This is a genomic window from Sphingobacterium sp. E70 (genome assembly GCF_019285695.1).
GTDB lineage: Bacteria > Bacteroidota > Bacteroidia > Sphingobacteriales > Sphingobacteriaceae > Sphingobacterium > Sphingobacterium detergens.
Window position 1 is genome coordinate 1,760,442 of sequence record NZ_CP079104.1, and the last position, 19,197, is coordinate 1,779,638.

Below are 19,197 nucleotides of genomic sequence, written 5' to 3' on the forward strand. Positions count from 1 at the left end.
ACATACATAAAAAATACCATTCTTTACAATAAGAATGGTATTTTTGTTTCCAAACAATTTTTATGAGTACACCAAATTCGAAAGATCTAATACAAGCTATCAAAAATAAGGGGAAGAATATAGAAGCAGAGATGTCCTTCTTTGACCATCTTGAGGTCTTAAGATGGCATTTGGTCCGTTCAGCTATTGCAATCTGTATCTTTGCAGGTATCGCTTTCACATTCTACGATTTCGTCTTTAAAGATATTATCATGGGACCAAAAATCTGGATTTTTGGACCTACCGCATGATGTGTAAAGCGGCGGATGTATTTAATTTAGCCGACTTCTGTGTCAAGAAAATACCTTTTAATATTATCAATACGGAATTGGCCGGACAATTTATGCTCCAGATCAACTCCTGCTTGTTGATGGCTTTGATGATGGGTTTCCCTATCTTCTTTTCGAAATTTGGTTGTTTGTAAAACCAGCCTTGACAGATGTGGAAAGACGTTCCGCACGTGGATTTGTATTTTACTCTTCTGTATTGTTTATTTTAGGTGCACTTTTCGGATATTATATTGTTGTACCCTTATCCATCAATTTCCTAGCGAATGTATCCTTAAGTGATGAAATCGTCAACCAGATTACAATAGACAACTACCTGTCTACCATTGCCACATTGACATTAGGCTGTGGAATCGTATTCCTACTGCCGATCATGGTATTTATTCTGTCTAAAATAGGTATTATGACGCCTGAATTTATGCGTGCCAGCCGTCGTTATGCAACAGTAATCATTTTAGTCATAGCAGCAGTAATTACGCCTTCTGCTGATATCATCACCATGTTGACTGTTGCTGCACCAATGTTCTTATTGTATGAAGTAAGTATCATGGTCTCCGCGGATGTCAAAAGAAAAAAATTAGCACAAGAAAAATAAAATAACAATAGAAATGAGCAGTGTAAAGAAAATTGCGATTGGAAGTGACCATGCAGGTTTTGAATACAAAACAGCATTGGTTAGCTTTTTAAATGAATTGGGTTATGAAGTAACCGACTTTGGAACAAACTCCCCAGATTCAGTCGATTACCCAGATTTTGCACATCCGGTCGCATCGGCGGTAGAGAACAAAGAGGCTGATGCTGGTGTTTTGATCTGTGGCAGTGCCAATGGTGTTGCGATCACAGCCAATAAACATCAAAATATCCGTGCCGCAATCTGTTGGTTGGAGGAAATTTCGGCATTGGCACGTCAACATAATGATGCCAATGTGGTGTGTGTCCCAGCCCGTTTTATCGATCTTGATCTCGCTAAAAGATCGTATCAACTTTTATGACAACCGAATTTGAAGGTGGACGTCATGCCAACCGTGTCAATAAAATAGCTTGCAGCTGTTAGTAAATTAACATATTTTAAGAAGCGGATGAAGGGTAGTATATACTTTTCATCCGCTTTTTAGTTATATTGTGTATGATTTAAGGTGATCAAAATTGGCATGCTATCACTTCATATTGTTATGGACATAATAACACACTGTTGTTAATAGTTAACAAGCGATCATCCTATATATACTATTTTTAACAATAAAAAGTGTATTGCGTACAACGTAGAACCTAAGCTTTCAGCACCCGGATCTCAATACGTAATACTAAATTCTCAATACTAAATGAATAAAATACATAACCTGATTTGGGTCGCGTTTTCTGTGGTGAGTTGTGCTCAGGCACAGGATGTCAGTACCAAATATGCGAATGAAATCACTGTAGAATCGACACAAAAACATCTACGAACCCTTGCTTCGGTGGACTTTGAAGGAAGAGGAACAGGACAGAAAGGTGGTCAATTGGCTGCGGACTATATCGCAAATGAGTTCAAAAATACGGACTTTCAGCGCCCGTAAATGGATCATATTTCCAGCCCCTACAGCTTATTCATAATAGTTTTAAGGTCAAGCAATTTACGATCAATGACCGGCCTTTTCAAAATGGGAAGGATATCTTTGTCATTGGTAACAATGAGGAGAAACTCTTTGAAAGCAATGAAATAATATTCATTGGCTATGGAATTGATGATCCAAAGTATTCCGATATCACGGGCTTAGACCTGACCAATAAAGTTGTCCTGTTATTGAACGAAAGTGAACCTACGGATGATAAGGGAAATTCATGGATCACCGGGAAAAAGGCTCCATCTGACTGGTCCACAAGCAGGAATAAGAAAATCAAGGAAATTCTCAAGAAGAAGCCAAAGCTGGTGTTGGCTGTCAACAGCCAGCTATCCCAATTGCTTGAAGAAGCAGGAGACCGCGCGACCGAAGGACGTTATAACCTGGCTATAGATCAGCCCGCACCCGAAAAGTCACCCATGATCCCAGTCGTCAACATAACGGATCATGCTGCGAATTATATCTTTAATCTTGCACGTACAAATCTCGCCGCTGTTGTCGGCAAAATCAATCGCTCTGGACAAGCAAATTCTTTTGTGATTAACACCAATCTCAAGGCCAACTTCGGTACAAATGCAAAACCTTTAGCTGACCCGAATATCCTGGGATACCTGGAGGAACCGACAAAAAGATGAAATAGTTGTCATTGGTGGACATTACGATCACGATGGCAAAGATTCCAAAGGAAACATCTTCTTTGGTGCTGATGACAACGCCTCCGGAACAACGGCCGTACTGGAACTTGCCCGCAGTTTTTCCCGCGCAAAAGCAGCTGGTAATGGCCCAAGACGCAGTATCCTTTTTATAGCCTACGCCGCTGAAGAAAAAGGCCTACTAGGTTCTAAATTCTATACTGAAAACCCTGTTTTCCCACTTGCAAATACTGTTGCCTGTATCAACATCGATATGATTGGCCGTGTAGATGATAAGCACCTCAAAGGGAATCATGACTATATCCATGCGATCGGTTCAGACAAACTGAGTTCTGAACTTTATCAGATCAATAAAGATGAAAATGAAAAAAACACCAAACTGGAAATAGATTATATGTATGATAATCCAAAGGATCCAATGCGTCTGTATTACCGCTCAGACCATTATAACTTTGCAAAGAAAGGCATACCATCCATCTTCTATTTTTCGGGTCTCCATCCAGACTATCATACACCGGCGGACACCTATGACAGAATTGATTTCCCATTAATGGTCAAACGGGAGAAGTTGGTCTTTTTCACGGCATGGCAGATCGCCAATAGAAAACCGCTTGGCAATAGACACTAATAAAGAATAAGTGCATTGCTTTTCAATAAAGGCAAAAAGTCCTGGGTATTGGATACCTGGAACTTTTTGTTTTTGATCAAAATAAAGAACAAAGCCCCTATAAATTTGTTATATTTATTATAACACAGCAAAGATATATGGCTTTTGTAGATTACTATAAAGTGCTTGGCATTGATAAAACAGCCTCGGCTGATGATATCAAAAAGCATATCGCAAATTAGCGCGTAAATACCATCCTGATGTAAACCCGAATGATAATGAGGCTAAACAGCGGTTCCAGGAGATTAATGAAGCAAATGAGGTATTGTCCGATCCCGAGAAACGCAAAAAAATACGACCAATATGGTGAACATTGGCAGCATGGGGAGGAATATGAAAAAGCGCAGCAACAATACAGACAATCCCAATCTGGTGGTGGCAATCCGTTCGGTTCTGGAGGAAATCCATTTGCTGGTAGTGGCGGTTCGCAAGAATATACCGGAAATTTTGATGACGGCCAATTCTCAGATTTTTTCGAACAGATGTTTGGAAGTCGACGTGGCGGTGGCAGGCAAAGTACTTTTCGCGGGCAGGACTTTAATGCCGAATTGAGTTTAAGCCTCCAACAGGCTTATACAACCCATCAACAAACCTTTAATATCAATGGTAAAAGCATTCGTATTACAATCCATGCGGGTGTAGAGGATGGACAGAAAATCAAATTAAAAGGTTACGGTAGTGAAGGGATCAACGGAGGCCCTAAGGGCGATTTGTATATTACAATCAATATCACTCCCGATGCAACCTTCAAACGACAGGGAAATGACCTGTATACCTCCTTGGATGTCGATCTCTATACCGCTATTTTAGGGGCGAGGCGACACTCGATACCTTTGGAGGTAAGATCAAATTAAAGATAAAACCTGAAAGTCAAAACGGTGCAAAAATGCGGCTCAAGGGTAAGGGTTTCCCGCTCTACCGGAAAGAAGGTGAATTCGGAGACCTTTATGTCAGCCTTAATATCAAAATGCCCAGCAATCTTTCCGACGAGGAAAAAGCATTGTTTCAGCAATTGAAGGATTTAAAACAATAATCTCATGGAAACGACACTCATAAAAGTTATTGACTTCTGCCAATCCAGAAAAGTTGAAACAACTTTTCTACAGACGATGGAGGAATATGGCCTTATTCACATTATCATACAACAGGAAGAACAATTTATTGATGAAGATGAACTCAAGAAACTGGAACGTTTCTCAAACCTTTATTACGACTTGGAAGTAAACCCACAGGGAATTCAAGTGGCCAATCACCTCTTGGATAAGGTTGAGCAACTTCAACATGAAATTCTACAGCTCAAAAATAAATTAAAATCCTTGGACTATTAATCCAAGGATTTTATACCAATCCATAAAATAGCATAACTAGAATACAACATCCTTCTCTGTATTGATTTTGGTCTGCCAGACGATTTTATCTTGCAGTGTTGTATAGTGAATTTCATAGTCTCCTTTGCAAACGACAAAGGATCCAAAAAAATCTTTTGGTTTCATTAGTCGATAGACTACCAATGTGTGCTTCCTTGGACCTTCCCGTATGCTTTCATCAGCATATAGCCAGTTTTGTTAATCTTCTCGTCAGGAATCTTATAGTCCAGGTGCGAACGGCTTCCATCATCGGCGCATTGTATCTCCGTCCTGCTCGGCGTAAAAACATAGCGATCCCGGTACATCGCTACATTGGATTGCACAATATTCTTCGCCCAGACAATATCATTGAAATCAGGCGGAAGCAGAAAGATCATACTAACCATCTTCTCTTGCCAAAGCCGGTCATTGAACGGAATAACAAAGTGCAGTAGCTTCTTCCCCTTAAATTCACCTACGCTATAAAAATAGCGCCCTTCCTTGTTTTCCTCACGCTGGAATGTAGTCAAGTCGAGCAAATGACTTTTCTGGCCTTTAATATTCGGATAATTGTTTATCACAGCAAGCATATCATAATTGTAATTCCCTTTCAGGCTTCCGTAAACAATACCTTGTAAGCTGTATCCTGGTAATTTAGATGCTTAAGCACTTTTGTGTATTCTGCCTTGACTGTACTCACATTGATGGGTCCGGTATTTGCACCCCAGTTTTCCTCTTTTAAAATATCATCTCCTAAAAATACTGCAAGATTTTTATCCACATTGATGAAATATTCATCGCCCTCCACTGTATAACCATTAGGCGCTACCTGATAGGATTTGCAGGATACAAGTGTAAAGATTAGCGAAATGGCGATAAACAAGAATAAGGTACTCTTCTTTCTAAACATCCGATCGATCTCCTACGATTTAATCTTTTGCACCTTTACCCCTTCCCAACGATAAACATTATAAAGATCTGCATTCATCTTCATTAGCCTTAACGTCAGTTCATATTGATTTTTAATTGGACTACCGTCAAGAATACCAGGTTTCCACTTTGTTCCAAATCGCAACAATCGAACAAGCTCATCACCTGCCTTCGTACTAGGAGTACTGATTACTTTAAAATTATTCAGTTGTCCATTTTTTCGACGACAAACTGCACAACGACGTTCCCGTCTTCACCTGTCGAATTTGGATTAAAATTCTTCATGACATAATCACGCAATGCAGTCATCCCTCCTATAGGTTCTGAAGTGACATCCACCCGGCTATAATTTTTCACATATTCACCACCAGGTTTAAATTTGAAATAAAAAGCTGCCTTTGACTCGACGGGAACACCTTTTTCCAAAACCGGATTCCATTTAGATTGCGACAATAATTTTGTTGCTTGATCTCTAAACTCTTTGCCAAGATCCGTATTAACAATTAAAGACTTTATAGTACCATCAAGATTAATGGTGAAAACACTTTCAATGATCGGATCAATATCTTTATTGGATATTGCTCTTGGCATTTTAAAATTTTGGCAAACCAAGTTCTCAATCCTTCATAACCAAGTTTTGGTTCAGCCCATACCTTGCCAGATTTGTTTGGCTTATCTTCTCCCTGACTCAAGTTTAAACGGATAGGTAAAGTATAAGCAACACGAACGTTTCTACCATTTGCATTCCAGGACTCCATTTCTCAGCACTTCTCAATAGCTTCAATGCAGCCTCCCCGGTACCATAGCCCAGATCCTTTGTGATTTTGAAATCCGTTAAGCTTCCATCCCGCTCCACGACGAATGAAATCTCCATCACACCATTCACTGCATTTTCCATTGCGGCTTTTGGGTAATCATAATTGTCGGAAACCCAGGTCATAAATTTACGCATTCCGCCAACTGGTTCGGGAATAACTTCAACCTCAGTAAAAATAGCGCCTTTCCTAAGATTTGTCGTATCTTGCTGAATCAATCCTTCTCCCTCACCATTTAGTGCGAAGCCGCCTTCAATACCAGGTTGAATAGGCTCAGCAGTAGCCTTCAATTTTGGTTCAACGGCTTCACTTCCCTCCATTAACTTTTCAAAACTTTTAACGGCTTCTTTTGATCCCGCGACTTCCACCTGATTGATCGAACTTTCTACATCTGAGACGATATCCTTTGCACGCGTGGTATTGAATACCAGTGTAGACCCTGCTACAACCAGTAGCATCGGTAATACTGCGGCATATAACAAACGCTTTTTGCGCGCTGACTTATTCTTAAATAACATCATAATTCTTTTCTTTAAAAACGAATGATTAGAAAACTCATGCGTCAGTGGCAGATGATCCACCTGCAGGGCATGAGCGACCAGCATTTCGGCGTAGGCCACCTTATCCGTGGAACAGATTTCGTCGGCAATACATTCATGCTGGAACTTTAACTCCTTTTGAAAGAAATATAAAATCGGATTAAACCAGTTGAAAATTTTCAACAGCTCCATCAAAAGCAAATCGTAGGAATGCCCCTGATCGACATGAACACGCTCATGTGATTCGATACTACCACTGTCTTTAATGGACTCCCCAATGATGATTTTATTGAAAAATGAGAAACTTAAATAATCATGTTCATCCCGTAATGCACGAACCAGCTTTATCAACCTAAATAGCAACGACATGCAAGCAACTGCAACACCCGCCCAATACACATAAGTCAGGATGTCTATCAAGTAAATTGGTTGCTCTTTGGGGCTATTGATGGCGATCTCCATATAGCCACTCAAATCCACCATAGGTATGGAATACGCTATTAACTCGGTTTTCGGTAATTCAATAAAAATCCCTATTGGTGCCAAGAGCGAGAAAAATATCATCCCGATCAAATAGACGCGATTCCATTGAAAGAAGGTAAGTTTTCGAAAAATCAGCCTATAGAGCGCAAAGCTGATAATCAATGAAACATTGACAATCAATAAGTAAATCATAATCAAAAGTTTATAAGAGGTAGTTGTTGTTATTTATTCCGTTGGATGATCGAAAGAATATCGTTTAATTCTTTAACATCCAATTTATTCTCTTCCAGAAAATAAGAAAGCATACTTTTGGGAGAATTATCAAAATAATTATTCAACAACTTACCAGTGATTCCTTTTTATATTCCTCTTTTGAGATCTTCGGTAAATACTGATGGCTTTTACCAAAAGACTCATGCGACACAAAACCCTTGGTTTCGAGAATACGCACTATCGTTGAAACTGTATTATAAGCAGGCTTCGGTTCAGGCAGTCGGTCAATGATATCTTTGACAAAACCACGTCCCATTTCCCAAAGCTCCTGCATGATCTGTTCTTCTGCTTTAGTCAATTCTTTAAAATCTTCCATAACTCCTTATTATTAACAGTACTGTTGTAATCGATTACAATACAAGTATATAACTAAAGAAATAGTTTTACAACTATTTCTTTAGTTATATACACAAGGCACTGATTATTAAAACAATAAAATTTAACCGAATACTTTTTTATAACAAATTAATCCTCAAAACTTCGTCTACGTGAAGCTTTCAATTGGGATTGTTGTTTCTTCCGATCTAATCTTTTCAGCACGCTGGAATAAGGAATTTTGGTTTTCTTTCTCGGTTTAGTAGGTACGAGGGCTTCCTTCAGTAGATTAAGGAAACGATCAATGGCTATTTCTTTGTTTCGCACCTGTGAGCGGTCCGTATCTGATTCCAATTGTAATATTCCCTCTTTATTGATACGATTCGAAAGCTTCTCAGTCACCAGAGCCTTTTCTTCAGCTGAGAAAATTGCGGACTGCTCCACACTCCATTGCAGGGTAACTTTGGAGGATACCTTGTTGACATGTTGTCCCCTGCTCCTCCCGACCTTGAAAATTTAAAAGTCAGCTCTCCTATTAATCCTGTTATATTCATTTGTTTTTAAACGCTTCTTCTATTTTTTCCATTTTCTGCAACAGGAAACCCAATTTTTCTACCTGGTCACGCTGCACATCAACGAGTTCCTGTTCTTTTCTAATAATGAGGTGGTCGATTTTCTCATGTAGTTCCCGGATTTCAAGCTCGGCCTTCAGATTAACCAAATAATCATTCCGCGCCCGCTCGCGATCCTTGGCTTCTTGCCTATTTTGGCTCATCATAATCACCGGGGCCTGCAGCGCAGCCACACAGGACAAGATCAGATTAAGCAAAATAAATGGATAAGGGTCAAAACCTTTATTATTTAACCAATACATGTTGACCGCGATCCAGATCAGCAAAAATACAACGAAAGAAATAATGAACGTCCAGCTTCCCCAAATTCAGCGACTTTGTCTGCGACACGTTCACCTACTGAGGCTGTTGTTGCTCCATCATTATCCATGCTTGCACTAATGACCTTGTTGTCCTTAAAGCTCTGTATAACCTGTTGATCCAGTTGACTGAGCTGTCCCGACTCGTCTTTCAAAAATTCGGTAATATAAGCTTCCTTAAACCGAGTCAGTTCTGTCGCGGCAATATATTTATCTTTCCCAAAATTCGGATATTCCTTCCGGATTAATTTAAAAATGGGCTGTCGAATAGAAGCCCCAAAATACGTTGTTCCAAAGGGAATTGTTGCCCCGAGATGTCACTGGTAAAATTGTCCATATACCGCTTAAATGTCTACTTAAAGATAATGCTTTTTAAGTAATCAAAAATTCACAAAACTATGGCAATTGGTTTTTGTTATTTTAGGCATAAATAGTCGAAATTTGCAACACAAAAATTAGAGATGAAACCATCATGATTTATTCCATCCGATAAAGGCTGATTAAATCTGAATACGTCATCTGCTTTAAAAATCAATTCATAAAGATGAAAATAGGCATTGTTTGTTATCCCACGTTTGGTGGCAGTGGTGTTGTGGCAACGGAATTAGGAAAGGCTTTGGCAGCCAATGGACATGAGATCCATTTTATTACCTACCGACAACCTGCACGCCTAGATTTCTTTTCGGAAAACCTCTATTACCACGAAGTTGCAGTATCCCAATATCCGCTTTTTGACTTTTTACCTTACGAATCTGCGTTGGCCAGCAAATTGGTTGATGTCGTACGTTTTGAAAAGCTGGATCTGATCCATGTACATTATGCCATTCCCCATGCTTCGGCGGCATTCATGGCAAAACAAATCTTGCTGACGACCTATGGTATTAATATCCCTGTAGTAACCACACTTCATGGTACAGATATTACACTTGTTGGAAAAGATAAAAGCTTTAGTCCTGTCGTCACCTTCTCGATCAATCAGTCAGACGGTGTTACCGCCGTTTCACAAAATCTAAAAGATGAGACACTCCGGTATTTTGATATCAGCAGAGATATTAAAGTCATTACCAACTTTATCGATCTTGATAGATTCAGCAATAGGGACCGCTCCCATTTCAAAAAAGCGATTGCTCCGGGCAATGAGCGGATCTTGGTCCATACCTCCAATTTCAGAAAAGTAAAAAATACGGAAGATGTCATCCGTATATTTAAGAAAGTACATGACGTCATCCCCTCCAAACTATTAATGGTTGGTGATGGTCCTGAACGTCGCAATGCGGAGGAACTATCCAGAGAATTGGATGTATGTATGGATGTTCGTTTTTTGGGTAAACAGGATGCTGTCGAAGAGATCTTGTCCGTTTCCGACCTTTTCTTGATGCCTTCGAGCTCCGAGAGCTTTGGTTTGGCGGCCTTAGAGGCAATGGCTTGCCGCGTTCCGGTTGTTTCATCCAATACAGGTGGATTGCCTGAACTGAATGAAAACGGTGTAACGGGATTCCTGAGCAATGTAGGCGATGTGGACGATATGGCCAAGAATGCGATCTATATTTTAGAAGATGCTGACAGGTTGGAGAAATTTAAAGAAGCAGCATTAAATCATGCAAAAAAATTCCAATTGTCCAATATCATGCCTTTGTACGAACAATATTACCGCGAAGTGATTGATCAAACAACAAAAGCGCAATAAATATCATTTTTGGCCTTAAGGGTTGAAAAAAATTTTATCTTTGACCTTTGGAAAATTTCCAAAAAAACAATTATGAAATACAAACGTATCTTATTAAAACTTAGCGGTGAATCCTTAATGGGTGACCAAAGCTATGGTATCGATATTAACCGTGTATCACAATACGCTAATGATATCAAAGAAATTCACGATCAAGGTTTAGAAATTGCAATTGTTATCGGTGGTGGTAACATTTACCGCGGTTTAAGTGCTGAAAAATCAGGGATGGACCGTGTTCAAGCAGACTATATGGGAATGCTTGCCACTGTAATCAACAGTATGGCACTTCAAGATGCTCTTGAAAAAGTAGGGAAAAAGACACGTTTGCTAACAGCTATCAAGATGGAGCAGATCTGTGAACCATTTATTCGCAGAAGAGCTGTACGCCACTTGGAAAAAGGTCGTATTGTTATTTTCGGAGCTGGTACAGGAAACCCCTATTTCACGACGGATACAGCAGCTTCTTTGCGCGCGATTGAAATCAATGCCGATGCTGTACTAAAAGGAACACGTGTAGATGGTATCTATACTGCTGATCCGGAGAAAGATCCTAGTGCAACAAAATTCGAAGAAATCTCATTCACGGAGGTATACGAGAAAGGATTAAATGTAATGGATATGACTGCCTTTACCCTTTGTCAAGAAAACAAATTACCAATCATCGTATTTGACATGAACAAGCCTGGCAATTTATTGAAACTTGCCAATGGTGAACATGTTGGAACTGTGGTAAAATAATTAATATCTGTAAAAAACGTAATCTTATATGAACGAACTAATTTCAATTGAATTGGACGATTGTAAAGACAAGATGTCCAAAGCAGTTGCTCACACGGAGTCAGAATTAACAAAAATTCGTGCCGGTAAAGCTTCTCCATCTATGTTAGATGGTATTTCAGTCGATTATTATGGTAGCGCTACTCCACTTTCACAAGTAGCTAACATCAATACAACTGATGCTCGGACTATTGTCATCCAACCTTGGGAAAAATCGCTCATCAACGCAATTGAAAAAGCAATTACGGATGCTAATCTTGGTGTCAACCCACAGAATGATGGTATTGTGATCCGCTTGAATATCCCGCCTTTGACAGAAGAAAGAAGACGTGACTTGGTGAAAAAAGTAAAAGAGGAGACTGAAAGAGGCCGTATTGGTATCCGTAACATCCGCAAAGACACCAATGAGTCCATCAAAAATTAAAAATGATGGTGCCTCAGAAGACGAAATCAAAACCGCCGAAGGGGAAGTACAAAAATTGACTGATGCATACATTGTAAAAGTTGATACTTTGGCTGAACTGAAAGAAAAAGATATCATGACTGTTTAAGTTCTTATTCTTAAATAACACACAAAACGAGGATGTTCAAAAGATTGGACATCCTCGTTTTTTTATTGCTGCTTTTGTATCCTCCCTTCTCCACTTAGCAAATGTGCAATTTTCAGCGGGTTTGCTTTCACTTTTTACGCATGTCTTTCTTATTTCCCTGATAGTTGAATGTTATCTCTTCGCAAAAATATTCCGGTATGTGCTATTGATTTTTGAACAAAATAATTGTACATTGTACACTAACACATAATCAGTTATATGATGAACAATTCTCGCCGTCAATTTTTAAAGCAAGCTGGAATAGGTCTTTCGGCAGCTTATCTGATGCCCAACTTGATATCTTGTCAAAACAAAACGGGTGCTGTCAGTGACAATCCTTTGCAGAATATAGGCGTACAGCTGTACTCCATACGTGATTTGATGGATAAAGATCCGAAAGGATCTTTGGAGCAGGTCGCAAAAATTGGCTACAAACATGTTGAGCTTTATGGCATAGATTCTACTGCCAAACAATTTTGGAAATTACCCTATAAAGAGCTTAAAAGATTCTGGATGACAATGGCCTAAAAACGCACTCAGGCCATTATGATATGTCTAAATACCTCAGTAAATCACATACTGATAAAGAAGATTTATCCGTTTACTTTGATGCGGCAAAAGAGCTCGGACAGGAATATGTGATTGCGCCAGTGACACCGATGTTCGACATTAATGCGCTTAAAAAAGATGACTATCTCTATGCTGCCGAACAGCTCAATAAGGCTGGTGAACAAGCCAAAAGATGGGGCTAAAGGTTGCTTACCACAACCATTTTTGGGAATTTAGGGATTTAGGGAACAATACCACAGGGGAAGATGTCATGCTGGCTTTTACGGAACCTGATCTTGTCGATTTTGAGCTTGATCTTTTCTGGGCCGAGAAAGCCGGGAAAAACCCCATCTCCATATTTGAAAAATTCCCCAATAGATTTAAACTATGGCATGTGAAGGATATGGACCGTACAAAATCTAATCCGATCGAATGGCCTAAGGATGGTAAGTTACCTGTGGAACAAATCTTTAAGGATATCAGATATACCGAAGTTGGTACTGGAAGCATCTCTTTTCCGGAAATTGTCAAAGAAAAGACCAAAGCTGGCTTAAAATACGCTTTCGTAGAGCAAGATGATATCTATATGCCAAACAAGATGGAAAGTCTTAAAAAAGCTACGATTACGTTCAGGCAAATCTTATCAAATAAAAAGGGAAGCAATGCTTCCTTTTTATTTGATAAGATTTTATTAGAATTGTGTATCCTCTACTTCGACCGCAGTTTCAATCACTTTACGGGCTAATTCTTCTTTAAAATCAATAATATTTTTGCTTATTGTCTCATCATGTGTACCAAGGATCTGAGCAGCCAATATACCCGCATTTTTTGCAGCGTTTAGCGCAACTGTTGCTACAGGAATACCATTAGGCATCTGTAAGATGGATAGTACCGAATCCCACCCATCAATAGAGTTAGATGATTTTACAGGTACTCCGATTACAGGCAAATGTGTGATTGAAGCCACCATTCCCGGTAGATGCGCAGCACCACCGGCTCCGCGATAATTACTTTCAAACCACGGAATGCGGCATTTTTTGCATAATCAAACATACGTTGCGGTGTACGGTGTGCCGAAACAATTGTGACCTCAAATTCTACTCCAAGGACTTTCAGGACATCGATGGCATCCTGCATAACAGGAAGATCGGATTTACTTCCCATGATAATGCCTACCTGGGCCTTATTATTGACTGACATAGTATTATTAAGCTTTAACTTTTAATATTTCTTGTACTTTTCTTGCGTTGGAGATGGCTTTATCCCGGTCATCATTGATGATACAGATATGCCCCATCTTGCGGAATGGTTTTGTATACTTCTTGCCATACAGATGTAAATAGACTCCTTCCATCGCCAACACCTCTTCTACTCCATCATATTTTGCTAAGCCCTCATAACCATCCTCGCCCAGTAGATTGATCATGACAGCGTTTGTCCGGCATCTTGTATCACCCAATGGTAAATTGAATATTGCTCTCAAATGTTGTGCAAATTGAGAAACATAATTCCCTTCGATCGTTTGATGACCACTATTATGCGGACGTGGTGCAATTTCATTCACCAGAATATCACCGTTTTTCGTGAGGAACATTTCCACTGCAAGCAAACCGACGATTTGTAAATCATCCGCAATTTTCTTCGCAATTGCTTCCGCACGTTGCTGAATCTCTACACCATATAATGATGGCGCGATAAGAAATTCCACTAAATTGGCTTGTGGATTGAATTCCATTTCTACCATTGGAAAAGTGGAGACATCACCTCTATCGTTACGTGCAACAATAACAGCAATTTCTTTTTCAAAATCTACCCACTCTTCAATCAAACTTGGCTCTTCAAAGGCATCCTGGATATCCGCTTCAGTAACGATCTTCTTTACGCCTTTTCCATCATACCCATCTCTACGTAGTTTTTGAATGTAGGGTAAACTCAACGAAGCATTTGTTAAGTTATCTTTAGTCGATATCAATTGAAACCCAGAAGTCGGGATATCATTTTGTTTAAAAACTGTTTCTGTAATCCCTTATCCTGGATCAGGCGAATAATACGCGACTGCGGGTAAACGATCACCCCTCCTCTTCCAATTTCTCCAAGGCATCCACATTCACTTTTTCGATCTCGATAGTAATCAAATCCAGGTCTTTACCAAAATTATATACTGTCTCGAAATCGCTCAATGAACCACATTCAAATTTATTGCACAGTTTACGACAAGGAGCATTCTTATCGGGATCCAGTACATGAACGTTTACATTGTAATTAATGGCTTCCTGGATTAACATTCTTCCGAGTTGACCACCACCAAGAATGCCTAATTGCAGTTCGCCATAAAAATCTTTTGCCATAATTGATTCTAAAATCTTATAAAATTTATCTTTTAAGCCTTTTCCCTGAACAGCTGTTCACCTAATAAGCTTTCTTTATCTATCTTTTTTGCAGTTCAATAAAAGCACCTATCAGTGCTTCTGGACGAGGTGGGCATCCCTGAACATACACATCCACTGGGATAATCCGATCCACTCCCTTCACAACATGATAACCATGCTGCCAATAAGGGCCACCACAATTGGAACAGGATCCCATTGAGATCACATATTTCGGATCGGGCATCTGCTCGTATAGTTTTTTTATACGGTCAGCCATTTTAAATGTGACTGTACCAGCAATAATAATAACATCTGACTGTCTCGGTGAGGGTCTAGGAAAACACCCATCCGATCCAGGTCATAAGTTGAAGCCATGGCTCCCATCATTTCGATCGCACAACAGGCAATCCCAAAACTCATCGGCCACATCGAAGAAAGTCTTGCCCAGTTTAGCAGATCATCCAATTTGGCAACAACGACACCATTATTTTGCAATTGACTATCTAAACTCATGCTTACTCAGGTTTTTTAAATCGAGGTTTAAAAGCGATCTTCGGCGCAGCTGTCACTTCTTGCGCAACAGTATCCTCTACGACCGCAACCGCCGGCTCTCTGTATTCCCGCACTTGATAGCTGCTGTTGTTCAATGTTGAATAAGCACTTTGAGGAATATTTACAGGAACCTTAGGTAGAGATACATTGGGTTTCACCCATTCCAGATCTCCTTTTTCCAGACAAAAACCAATCCCAAGATTAAAATACCGATAAACATCGCCATTTCAATCATCGTAAACCATCCCCATCTGCCGTCCGCGGCAATGTATTCCGATTGTCCAAATACGGTAGCCCAAGGAAAAATAAAGATGAGCTCAACATCAAAAAGCAGGAACACTAAAGCAATGACGTAAAATCGAGGATTGAATTGTATCCAAGAGGAACCGATAGGATCTTCGCCACATTCGTAAGTACCAGATTTAATGGGATTATTCTTTTTGGGAGAGATTAAACGTGCTAGAAAAATGGTCGCACAGACTAACAATGCCCCTATCAGCAGAATGATAAGGATTTTGCCGTATTCCGATAATTGCGCGGGGTCATCCATAATGTTTACAAATTTAACAATTATTTCGTTTACTCTAGCGAGGAACTTGAAATTACAAATTATTTATTAAAAAAATAGGGCATTGTATGCGTACAATGCCCCATCGTATATAACTATACATTAAAATTACATTTTCCAGGCATTTTAGGCATATTACGCATCAACTTCGCAGCCATTGCAGGATTAGACATTTGTTTCATCACTTTACGCATGTCACCAAATTGCTTCAACAATTTGTTTACTTCATTAACGTCTGTTCCCGAACCTTTGGCAATACGCAAACGACGTTTTTGGTCTATTACATCTGGATTTTCACGTTCAAAAGGTGTCATCGAATCAATGATGGCTTCGATAGGTTTGAATGCATTGTCATCGACTTCAATATCCTTCATTGCTTTTCCTACGCCAGGAATCATACCCATCAAATCTTTCATGTTACCCATTTTTTTGATCTGTTGGATCTGAGATTTGAAATCATTGAAATCAAATTTATTCTTACGGATTTTCTTTTGAAGCTCCGCAGCTTGCTTTTCGTCAAACTGTTGTTGTGCACGCTCTACCAACGATACAACGTCACCCATACCCAAAATACGGGAGGCCATACGATCTGGGTAGAAAACATCCAGTGCATCCATTTTCTCTCCGGTACCAATAAACTTAATTGGTTTATTGACAACAGATTTTATGGATAATGCAGCACCACCGCGCGTATCACCATCTAATTTGGTCAATACAACACCTGTAAAATCAAGACGATCGTTGAATGTCTTCGCTGTGTTGACAGCATCCTGACCAGTCATCGAGTCAACAACAAATAAGATCTCATCCGGTTTTGTCGCTTCCTTAACAGCAGTGATCTCCACCATCAAAGGCTCATCTATGGCCAAACGACCAGCAGTATCGATGATAACAACATTATGACCATTACGTTTTGCCTCTTCAACACCTGCTTTGGCAATAGCAATCGGGTCTGTTGATGCTCTATCAACATAAACAGGAACACCAACTTGTTCAGCCAAGACTTCCAATTGATCAATCGCTGCTGGACGATAAACGTCACCTGCGACCAACAATGGTTTTTTATTCTTTTTATCTTTCAGGAATAATGCCAGCTTACCAGAAAAAGTTGTTTTACCGGCACCATTCAGACCTGCAATCAAAATAACAGTAGGATTTTTACCAATCTCTAACTCTGTGACAGACCCACCCATCAATTCTGTCAACTCATCATTCATGATTTTAGTCAACAATTGACCCGGAGAAATACTTGTCAATACATTCTGCCCTAAAGCTTTTTGTCTAACATCATCTGTAAAAGTTTTAGCAGTTTTGTAATTCACATCGGCATCCAACAATGCTTTGCGAATTTCTTTCATCGTTTCAGCAACGTTGATTTCGGTAATACTGCCTTGTCCTTTTAATACTTTAAAGGCCCTATCTAGCTTATCTTGAAGATTTGAAAACATAAAATCTGAATCTTATTCTATATAAACAGCAAAGTTAAAAAAATTGTCTGTAGTAACCTCATTAACACCCCATAAAAAATGCGACTATTAAAAATAATCGCATTTCTTTGTATACTCGAGTTACCTAACCACTCATTAGTCACTCCTACGCCCACCAAATAAGATGGAAGCATAATATAAAAGTGTTACCAAGGCACTCAAAGCAGCAACGACATAAGTCATAGCAGCCCATTTTAATGCATCTTTAGCACCATCATGTTCCTCACCATTATACGTAACACCAGCATGGTTCAACCATTCCAAAGCGCGGTTTGACGCATCAAATTCTACAGGAAGTGTGATAAACGAAAATATTGTTGTAATCGCCAATGCTCCCACACCTACCGCTAACAACCATGGATTACCGCCTTTGGAAAATGCAAATAACATCACGCCGAGCATTAATACCCATGAAGTCAGTTTGGAAGCCGCATTGACCATTGGTACCATCGCTGAACGGAAACCCAACCATTTATATGCTTTCGCGTGCTGGACAGCGTGACCACATTCATGAGCCGCTACCGCTGCTGCCGCTACACTGCGACCACTATATACCTCAGGACTCAAGTTGACCGTTTTATCCGATGGATTATAATGATCGCCCAGGCGATCAGGAATTGACAATACCTTCACATCATATATACCGTTATCATTGAGCATTTTCTGCGCAATCTCAGCTCCAGACATTCCATTCCCCAATGGCATCTCTGAATACTTCTTAAATTTGTTTTTAAATCTTGTCTGGACAATTAGGCTTACCACCATTATTCCAATAAATAAAATCAAGTACATAGCTTTTTTATATTTTTATCGTTATTCTCTTTTTAATAGTTTCAATATGATCATCAAACCTCATTCCAATTCCTATAAATTGATAAAGGCATGAACTTCTAAGATAATAAAAAGCGTATAACTGACAAAAGAACAATTTCTTCTGATGCAGACATGACATTGTAGCATAAAAAAGGGAGTGAAAAACTCACTCCCTTTGTTTGTTATTTTCTAAATTATAGTGCTTATTTCATTATCCCATCTGAAAGACTAAATCAGAACCCTCTATCATTTTACGTAAATTACTCAATGCATAGCGCATTCTTCCTAAGGCGGTATTGATACTCACCTCCGTTATCTCAGCAATATCTTTAAAACTCATATCACAGAAGTGTCGCATAATTAAAACCTCTTTCTGATCATCTGGTAGTTTCTGGATCATTTTCTTTAAGTCGACATCGACCTGTTGTCTCAGCATTTTTGATTCAGCACTTTCATCGCTGAATTCCAATACTTCAAAAATGTCGAAACCATCCGCATTAACGATATTTGGGGCCCGCTTGGCTTTTCTAAAAAAGTCAACGATCATATTGTGGGCAATACGGATAGCCCAAGGCAAAAATTTCCCCTCTTCATTGTACTTGCCCGATTTTAATGTGTTGATGATTTTAATGAAAGTCTCCTGGAAAATATCTTCAGCAAGATATTCGTCTTTTACTTTCATATATATAGAGGTGTAAATTTTCGATTTATATCGATTCAACAATGCCTCTAGGCCGGACTCTTGGCCCCCGACATACATTTGGATCAATTCTTGATCACTCTTACTTTTCAAAAGTCTCATACGTCACTTACTTTTTAGCAGTTCGCAAATAAATTATCAGTTCTGTTGTAAAATGTAAATGTTTAGCGTATAGTGTTCCTTTCTT

At 39.4% G+C, this 19,197-nt stretch carries 24 protein-coding genes and 8 pseudogenes; 16 read left to right on the forward strand and 16 right to left on the reverse strand.

Annotated elements, in window-relative coordinates; genetic code table 11:
• The first annotated feature begins 62 nt into the window (after positions 1–62).
• From KUH03_RS45805 to KUH03_RS12845, 10 genes and pseudogenes are all read left to right on the forward strand, one after another.
• The gene (locus KUH03_RS45805; RefSeq protein WP_306429557.1) at positions 63–290 is read left to right on the forward strand and encodes a twin-arginine translocase subunit TatC; all 228 of its coding nucleotides are present in this window, start codon (positions 63–65) and stop codon (positions 288–290) included.
• Complete coding sequence (locus tag KUH03_RS45810) at positions 287–463, forward strand: hypothetical protein (RefSeq protein WP_306429558.1); 177 nt, start codon at positions 287–289, stop codon at positions 461–463. Before KUH03_RS45805 ends, KUH03_RS45810 begins: the two co-directional genes overlap by 4 nt.
• 17 nt (positions 464–480) lie before the next feature.
• Complete coding sequence (locus tag KUH03_RS45815) at positions 481–921, forward strand: twin-arginine translocase subunit TatC (protein WP_306429559.1); 441 nt, start codon at positions 481–483, stop codon at positions 919–921.
• A 13-nt stretch (positions 922–934) separates the two neighbouring features.
• A pseudogene (gene rpiB / locus KUH03_RS12820) lies at positions 935–1,380 on the forward strand (ribose 5-phosphate isomerase B).
• 310 nt (positions 1,381–1,690) lie between these two features.
• Complete coding sequence (locus tag KUH03_RS12825; protein WP_257093868.1) at positions 1,691–1,882, forward strand: hypothetical protein; 192 nt, start codon at positions 1,691–1,693, stop codon at positions 1,880–1,882.
• 227 nt (positions 1,883–2,109) lie between these two features.
• Positions 2,110–2,562: a hypothetical protein gene (locus tag KUH03_RS12830; protein WP_257093870.1), complete on the forward strand. Its 453-nt coding sequence runs from the start codon at positions 2,110–2,112 to the stop codon at positions 2,560–2,562.
• A gap of 10 nt (positions 2,563–2,572) precedes the next feature.
• Positions 2,573–3,208: a M28 family peptidase gene (locus tag KUH03_RS12835; protein ID WP_257096936.1), complete on the forward strand. Its 636-nt coding sequence runs from the start codon at positions 2,573–2,575 to the stop codon at positions 3,206–3,208.
• A 259-nt stretch (positions 3,209–3,467) separates the two neighbouring features.
• Positions 3,468–3,557: pseudogene (locus KUH03_RS48570) on the forward strand (DnaJ domain-containing protein); the annotation flags it as partial.
• Between the two features lie 172 nt (positions 3,558–3,729).
• A pseudogene (locus KUH03_RS48575) lies at positions 3,730–4,280 on the forward strand (J domain-containing protein).
• Positions 4,281–4,284: 4 nt separating this feature from the next.
• On the forward strand, positions 4,285–4,575 hold the full coding sequence (locus KUH03_RS12845) for a chaperone modulator CbpM (RefSeq protein WP_257093872.1): 291 nt from the start codon (positions 4,285–4,287) through the stop codon (positions 4,573–4,575).
• A 176-nt stretch (positions 4,576–4,751) separates the two neighbouring features.
• Here KUH03_RS12845 and KUH03_RS12850 read toward each other — a convergent pair whose 3' ends face one another.
• The 8 genes and pseudogenes from KUH03_RS12850 to KUH03_RS12885 all read right to left on the reverse strand — a co-directional run bounded on the left by KUH03_RS12850 (position 4,752) and on the right by KUH03_RS12885 (position 9,034).
• Positions 4,752–5,183 carry a hypothetical protein gene (locus KUH03_RS12850; protein WP_257093874.1) on the reverse strand — a complete coding sequence of 144 codons (432 nt, stop codon included), beginning with the start codon at positions 5,181–5,183 and terminating at the stop codon, positions 4,752–4,754.
• 20 nt (positions 5,184–5,203) lie between these two features.
• Complete coding sequence (locus tag KUH03_RS12855; RefSeq protein WP_257093876.1) at positions 5,204–5,503, reverse strand: hypothetical protein; 300 nt, start codon at positions 5,501–5,503, stop codon at positions 5,204–5,206.
• A 224-nt stretch (positions 5,504–5,727) separates the two neighbouring features.
• Positions 5,728–6,114 carry an energy transducer TonB gene (locus tag KUH03_RS12860; RefSeq protein ID WP_257093878.1) on the reverse strand — a complete coding sequence of 129 codons (387 nt, stop codon included), beginning with the start codon at positions 6,112–6,114 and terminating at the stop codon, positions 5,728–5,730.
• 103 nt (positions 6,115–6,217) lie between these two features.
• Positions 6,218–7,552, reverse strand: a complete 1,335-nt coding sequence (locus KUH03_RS12865) for a M56 family metallopeptidase (protein WP_257093881.1) — start codon at positions 7,550–7,552, stop codon at positions 6,218–6,220.
• A 29-nt stretch (positions 7,553–7,581) separates the two neighbouring features.
• Positions 7,582–7,949 (reverse strand): annotated as a pseudogene (locus tag KUH03_RS12870) (BlaI/MecI/CopY family transcriptional regulator).
• A 149-nt stretch (positions 7,950–8,098) separates the two neighbouring features.
• Positions 8,099–8,392 carry a hypothetical protein gene (locus KUH03_RS12875; protein WP_257093882.1) on the reverse strand — a complete coding sequence of 98 codons (294 nt, stop codon included), beginning with the start codon at positions 8,390–8,392 and terminating at the stop codon, positions 8,099–8,101.
• Between the two features lie 106 nt (positions 8,393–8,498).
• Positions 8,499–8,846, reverse strand: coding sequence for a DUF1003 domain-containing protein (locus KUH03_RS12880; RefSeq protein ID WP_257093885.1), 348 nt, complete (start codon positions 8,844–8,846; stop codon positions 8,499–8,501).
• The gene (locus KUH03_RS12885) at positions 8,840–9,034 is read right to left on the reverse strand and encodes a hypothetical protein (protein ID WP_257093887.1); all 195 of its coding nucleotides are present in this window, start codon (positions 9,032–9,034) and stop codon (positions 8,840–8,842) included. The genes KUH03_RS12880 and KUH03_RS12885 overlap by 7 nt, the downstream gene beginning before the upstream one ends.
• 389 nt (positions 9,035–9,423) lie before the next feature.
• Here KUH03_RS12885 and bshA point away from each other — a divergent pair, with 389 nt between their 5' ends.
• The 6 genes and pseudogenes from bshA (at position 9,424) to KUH03_RS12915 (ending at position 13,266) form a co-directional block, all read left to right on the forward strand.
• Positions 9,424–10,566, forward strand: coding sequence for an N-acetyl-alpha-D-glucosaminyl L-malate synthase BshA (gene bshA / locus KUH03_RS12890; protein ID WP_257093889.1), 1,143 nt, complete (start codon positions 9,424–9,426; stop codon positions 10,564–10,566).
• A gap of 72 nt (positions 10,567–10,638) precedes the next feature.
• Positions 10,639–11,343, forward strand: coding sequence for a UMP kinase (pyrH, locus tag KUH03_RS12895; protein WP_075991132.1), 705 nt, complete (start codon positions 10,639–10,641; stop codon positions 11,341–11,343).
• A 28-nt stretch (positions 11,344–11,371) separates the two neighbouring features.
• Positions 11,372–11,933: pseudogene (gene frr / locus KUH03_RS12900) on the forward strand (ribosome recycling factor).
• A gap of 258 nt (positions 11,934–12,191) precedes the next feature.
• Positions 12,192–12,500 carry a hypothetical protein gene (locus tag KUH03_RS12905; protein ID WP_257093891.1) on the forward strand — a complete coding sequence of 103 codons (309 nt, stop codon included), beginning with the start codon at positions 12,192–12,194 and terminating at the stop codon, positions 12,498–12,500.
• A gap of 23 nt (positions 12,501–12,523) precedes the next feature.
• Positions 12,524–12,724, forward strand: coding sequence for a hypothetical protein (locus tag KUH03_RS12910; RefSeq protein WP_257093892.1), 201 nt, complete (start codon positions 12,524–12,526; stop codon positions 12,722–12,724).
• Positions 12,715–13,266 (forward strand): sugar phosphate isomerase/epimerase, encoded by a 552-nt coding sequence (locus KUH03_RS12915; RefSeq protein WP_257093894.1) that lies wholly within the window; start codon positions 12,715–12,717, stop codon positions 13,264–13,266. Before KUH03_RS12910 ends, KUH03_RS12915 begins: the two co-directional genes overlap by 10 nt.
• Here KUH03_RS12915 and purE read toward each other — a convergent pair.
• From purE to KUH03_RS12955, 8 genes and pseudogenes are all read right to left on the reverse strand, one after another.
• A pseudogene (purE, locus tag KUH03_RS12920) lies at positions 13,213–13,721 on the reverse strand (5-(carboxyamino)imidazole ribonucleotide mutase). The gene KUH03_RS12915 and the pseudogene purE overlap by 54 nt on opposite strands.
• A gap of 7 nt (positions 13,722–13,728) precedes the next feature.
• A pseudogene (locus KUH03_RS12925) lies at positions 13,729–14,869 on the reverse strand (5-(carboxyamino)imidazole ribonucleotide synthase).
• A gap of 79 nt (positions 14,870–14,948) precedes the next feature.
• A pseudogene (locus KUH03_RS12930) lies at positions 14,949–15,403 on the reverse strand (NADH-quinone oxidoreductase subunit B).
• Positions 15,404–15,405: 2 nt separating this feature from the next.
• Positions 15,406–15,600 carry a hypothetical protein gene (locus KUH03_RS12935; RefSeq protein ID WP_257093896.1) on the reverse strand — a complete coding sequence of 65 codons (195 nt, stop codon included), beginning with the start codon at positions 15,598–15,600 and terminating at the stop codon, positions 15,406–15,408.
• Positions 15,597–15,992 (reverse strand): NADH-quinone oxidoreductase subunit A, encoded by a 396-nt coding sequence (locus KUH03_RS12940; RefSeq protein WP_257093898.1) that lies wholly within the window; start codon positions 15,990–15,992, stop codon positions 15,597–15,599. Before KUH03_RS12940 ends, KUH03_RS12935 begins: the two co-directional genes overlap by 4 nt.
• A 113-nt stretch (positions 15,993–16,105) precedes the next feature.
• Positions 16,106–17,458 (reverse strand): signal recognition particle protein, encoded by a 1,353-nt coding sequence (ffh, locus tag KUH03_RS12945; RefSeq protein ID WP_257093899.1) that lies wholly within the window; start codon positions 17,456–17,458, stop codon positions 16,106–16,108.
• A 135-nt stretch (positions 17,459–17,593) separates the two neighbouring features.
• On the reverse strand, positions 17,594–18,289 hold the full coding sequence (locus KUH03_RS12950; RefSeq protein ID WP_120261577.1) for a zinc metallopeptidase: 696 nt from the start codon (positions 18,287–18,289) through the stop codon (positions 17,594–17,596).
• Positions 18,290–18,521: 232 nt separating this feature from the next.
• Positions 18,522–19,112, reverse strand: a complete 591-nt coding sequence (locus tag KUH03_RS12955) for an RNA polymerase sigma factor (RefSeq protein ID WP_257093900.1) — start codon at positions 19,110–19,112, stop codon at positions 18,522–18,524.
• Between the last annotated feature and the right edge of the window lie 85 nt (positions 19,113–19,197).

Coding starts and splice junctions, on each gene's coding strand:
- ffh (WP_257093899.1), bottom strand. CDS start 17,458: ATGTTTTCAAATCTTCAAGATAAGCTAGATAGGGCCTTTAAAGTATTA.
- KUH03_RS45810 (WP_306429558.1), top strand. CDS start 287: ATGATGTGTAAAGCGGCGGATGTATTTAATTTAGCCGACTTCTGTGTC.
- KUH03_RS12940 (WP_257093898.1), bottom strand. CDS start 15,992: ATGGATGACCCCGCGCAATTATCGGAATACGGCAAAATCCTTATCATT.
- KUH03_RS12915 (WP_257093894.1), top strand. CDS start 12,715: ATGGGGCTAAAGGTTGCTTACCACAACCATTTTTGGGAATTTAGGGAT.
- KUH03_RS12865 (WP_257093881.1), bottom strand. CDS start 7,552: ATGATTTACTTATTGATTGTCAATGTTTCATTGATTATCAGCTTTGCG.
- KUH03_RS12955 (WP_257093900.1), bottom strand. CDS start 19,112: ATGAGACTTTTGAAAAGTAAGAGTGATCAAGAATTGATCCAAATGTAT.
- KUH03_RS12910 (WP_257093892.1), top strand. CDS start 12,524: ATGTCTAAATACCTCAGTAAATCACATACTGATAAAGAAGATTTATCC.
- KUH03_RS12850 (WP_257093874.1), bottom strand. CDS start 5,183: ATGCTTGCTGTGATAAACAATTATCCGAATATTAAAGGCCAGAAAAGT.
- KUH03_RS12905 (WP_257093891.1), top strand. CDS start 12,192: ATGATGAACAATTCTCGCCGTCAATTTTTAAAGCAAGCTGGAATAGGT.
- KUH03_RS12950 (WP_120261577.1), bottom strand. CDS start 18,289: ATGTACTTGATTTTATTTATTGGAATAATGGTGGTAAGCCTAATTGTC.
- KUH03_RS12860 (WP_257093878.1), bottom strand. CDS start 6,114: ATGCCAAGAGCAATATCCAATAAAGATATTGATCCGATCATTGAAAGT.
- bshA (WP_257093889.1), top strand. CDS start 9,424: ATGAAAATAGGCATTGTTTGTTATCCCACGTTTGGTGGCAGTGGTGTT.
- KUH03_RS12855 (WP_257093876.1), bottom strand. CDS start 5,503: ATGTTTAGAAAGAAGAGTACCTTATTCTTGTTTATCGCCATTTCGCTA.
- pyrH (WP_075991132.1), top strand. CDS start 10,639: ATGAAATACAAACGTATCTTATTAAAACTTAGCGGTGAATCCTTAATG.
- KUH03_RS12845 (WP_257093872.1), top strand. CDS start 4,285: ATGGAAACGACACTCATAAAAGTTATTGACTTCTGCCAATCCAGAAAA.
- KUH03_RS45805 (WP_306429557.1), top strand. CDS start 63: ATGAGTACACCAAATTCGAAAGATCTAATACAAGCTATCAAAAATAAG.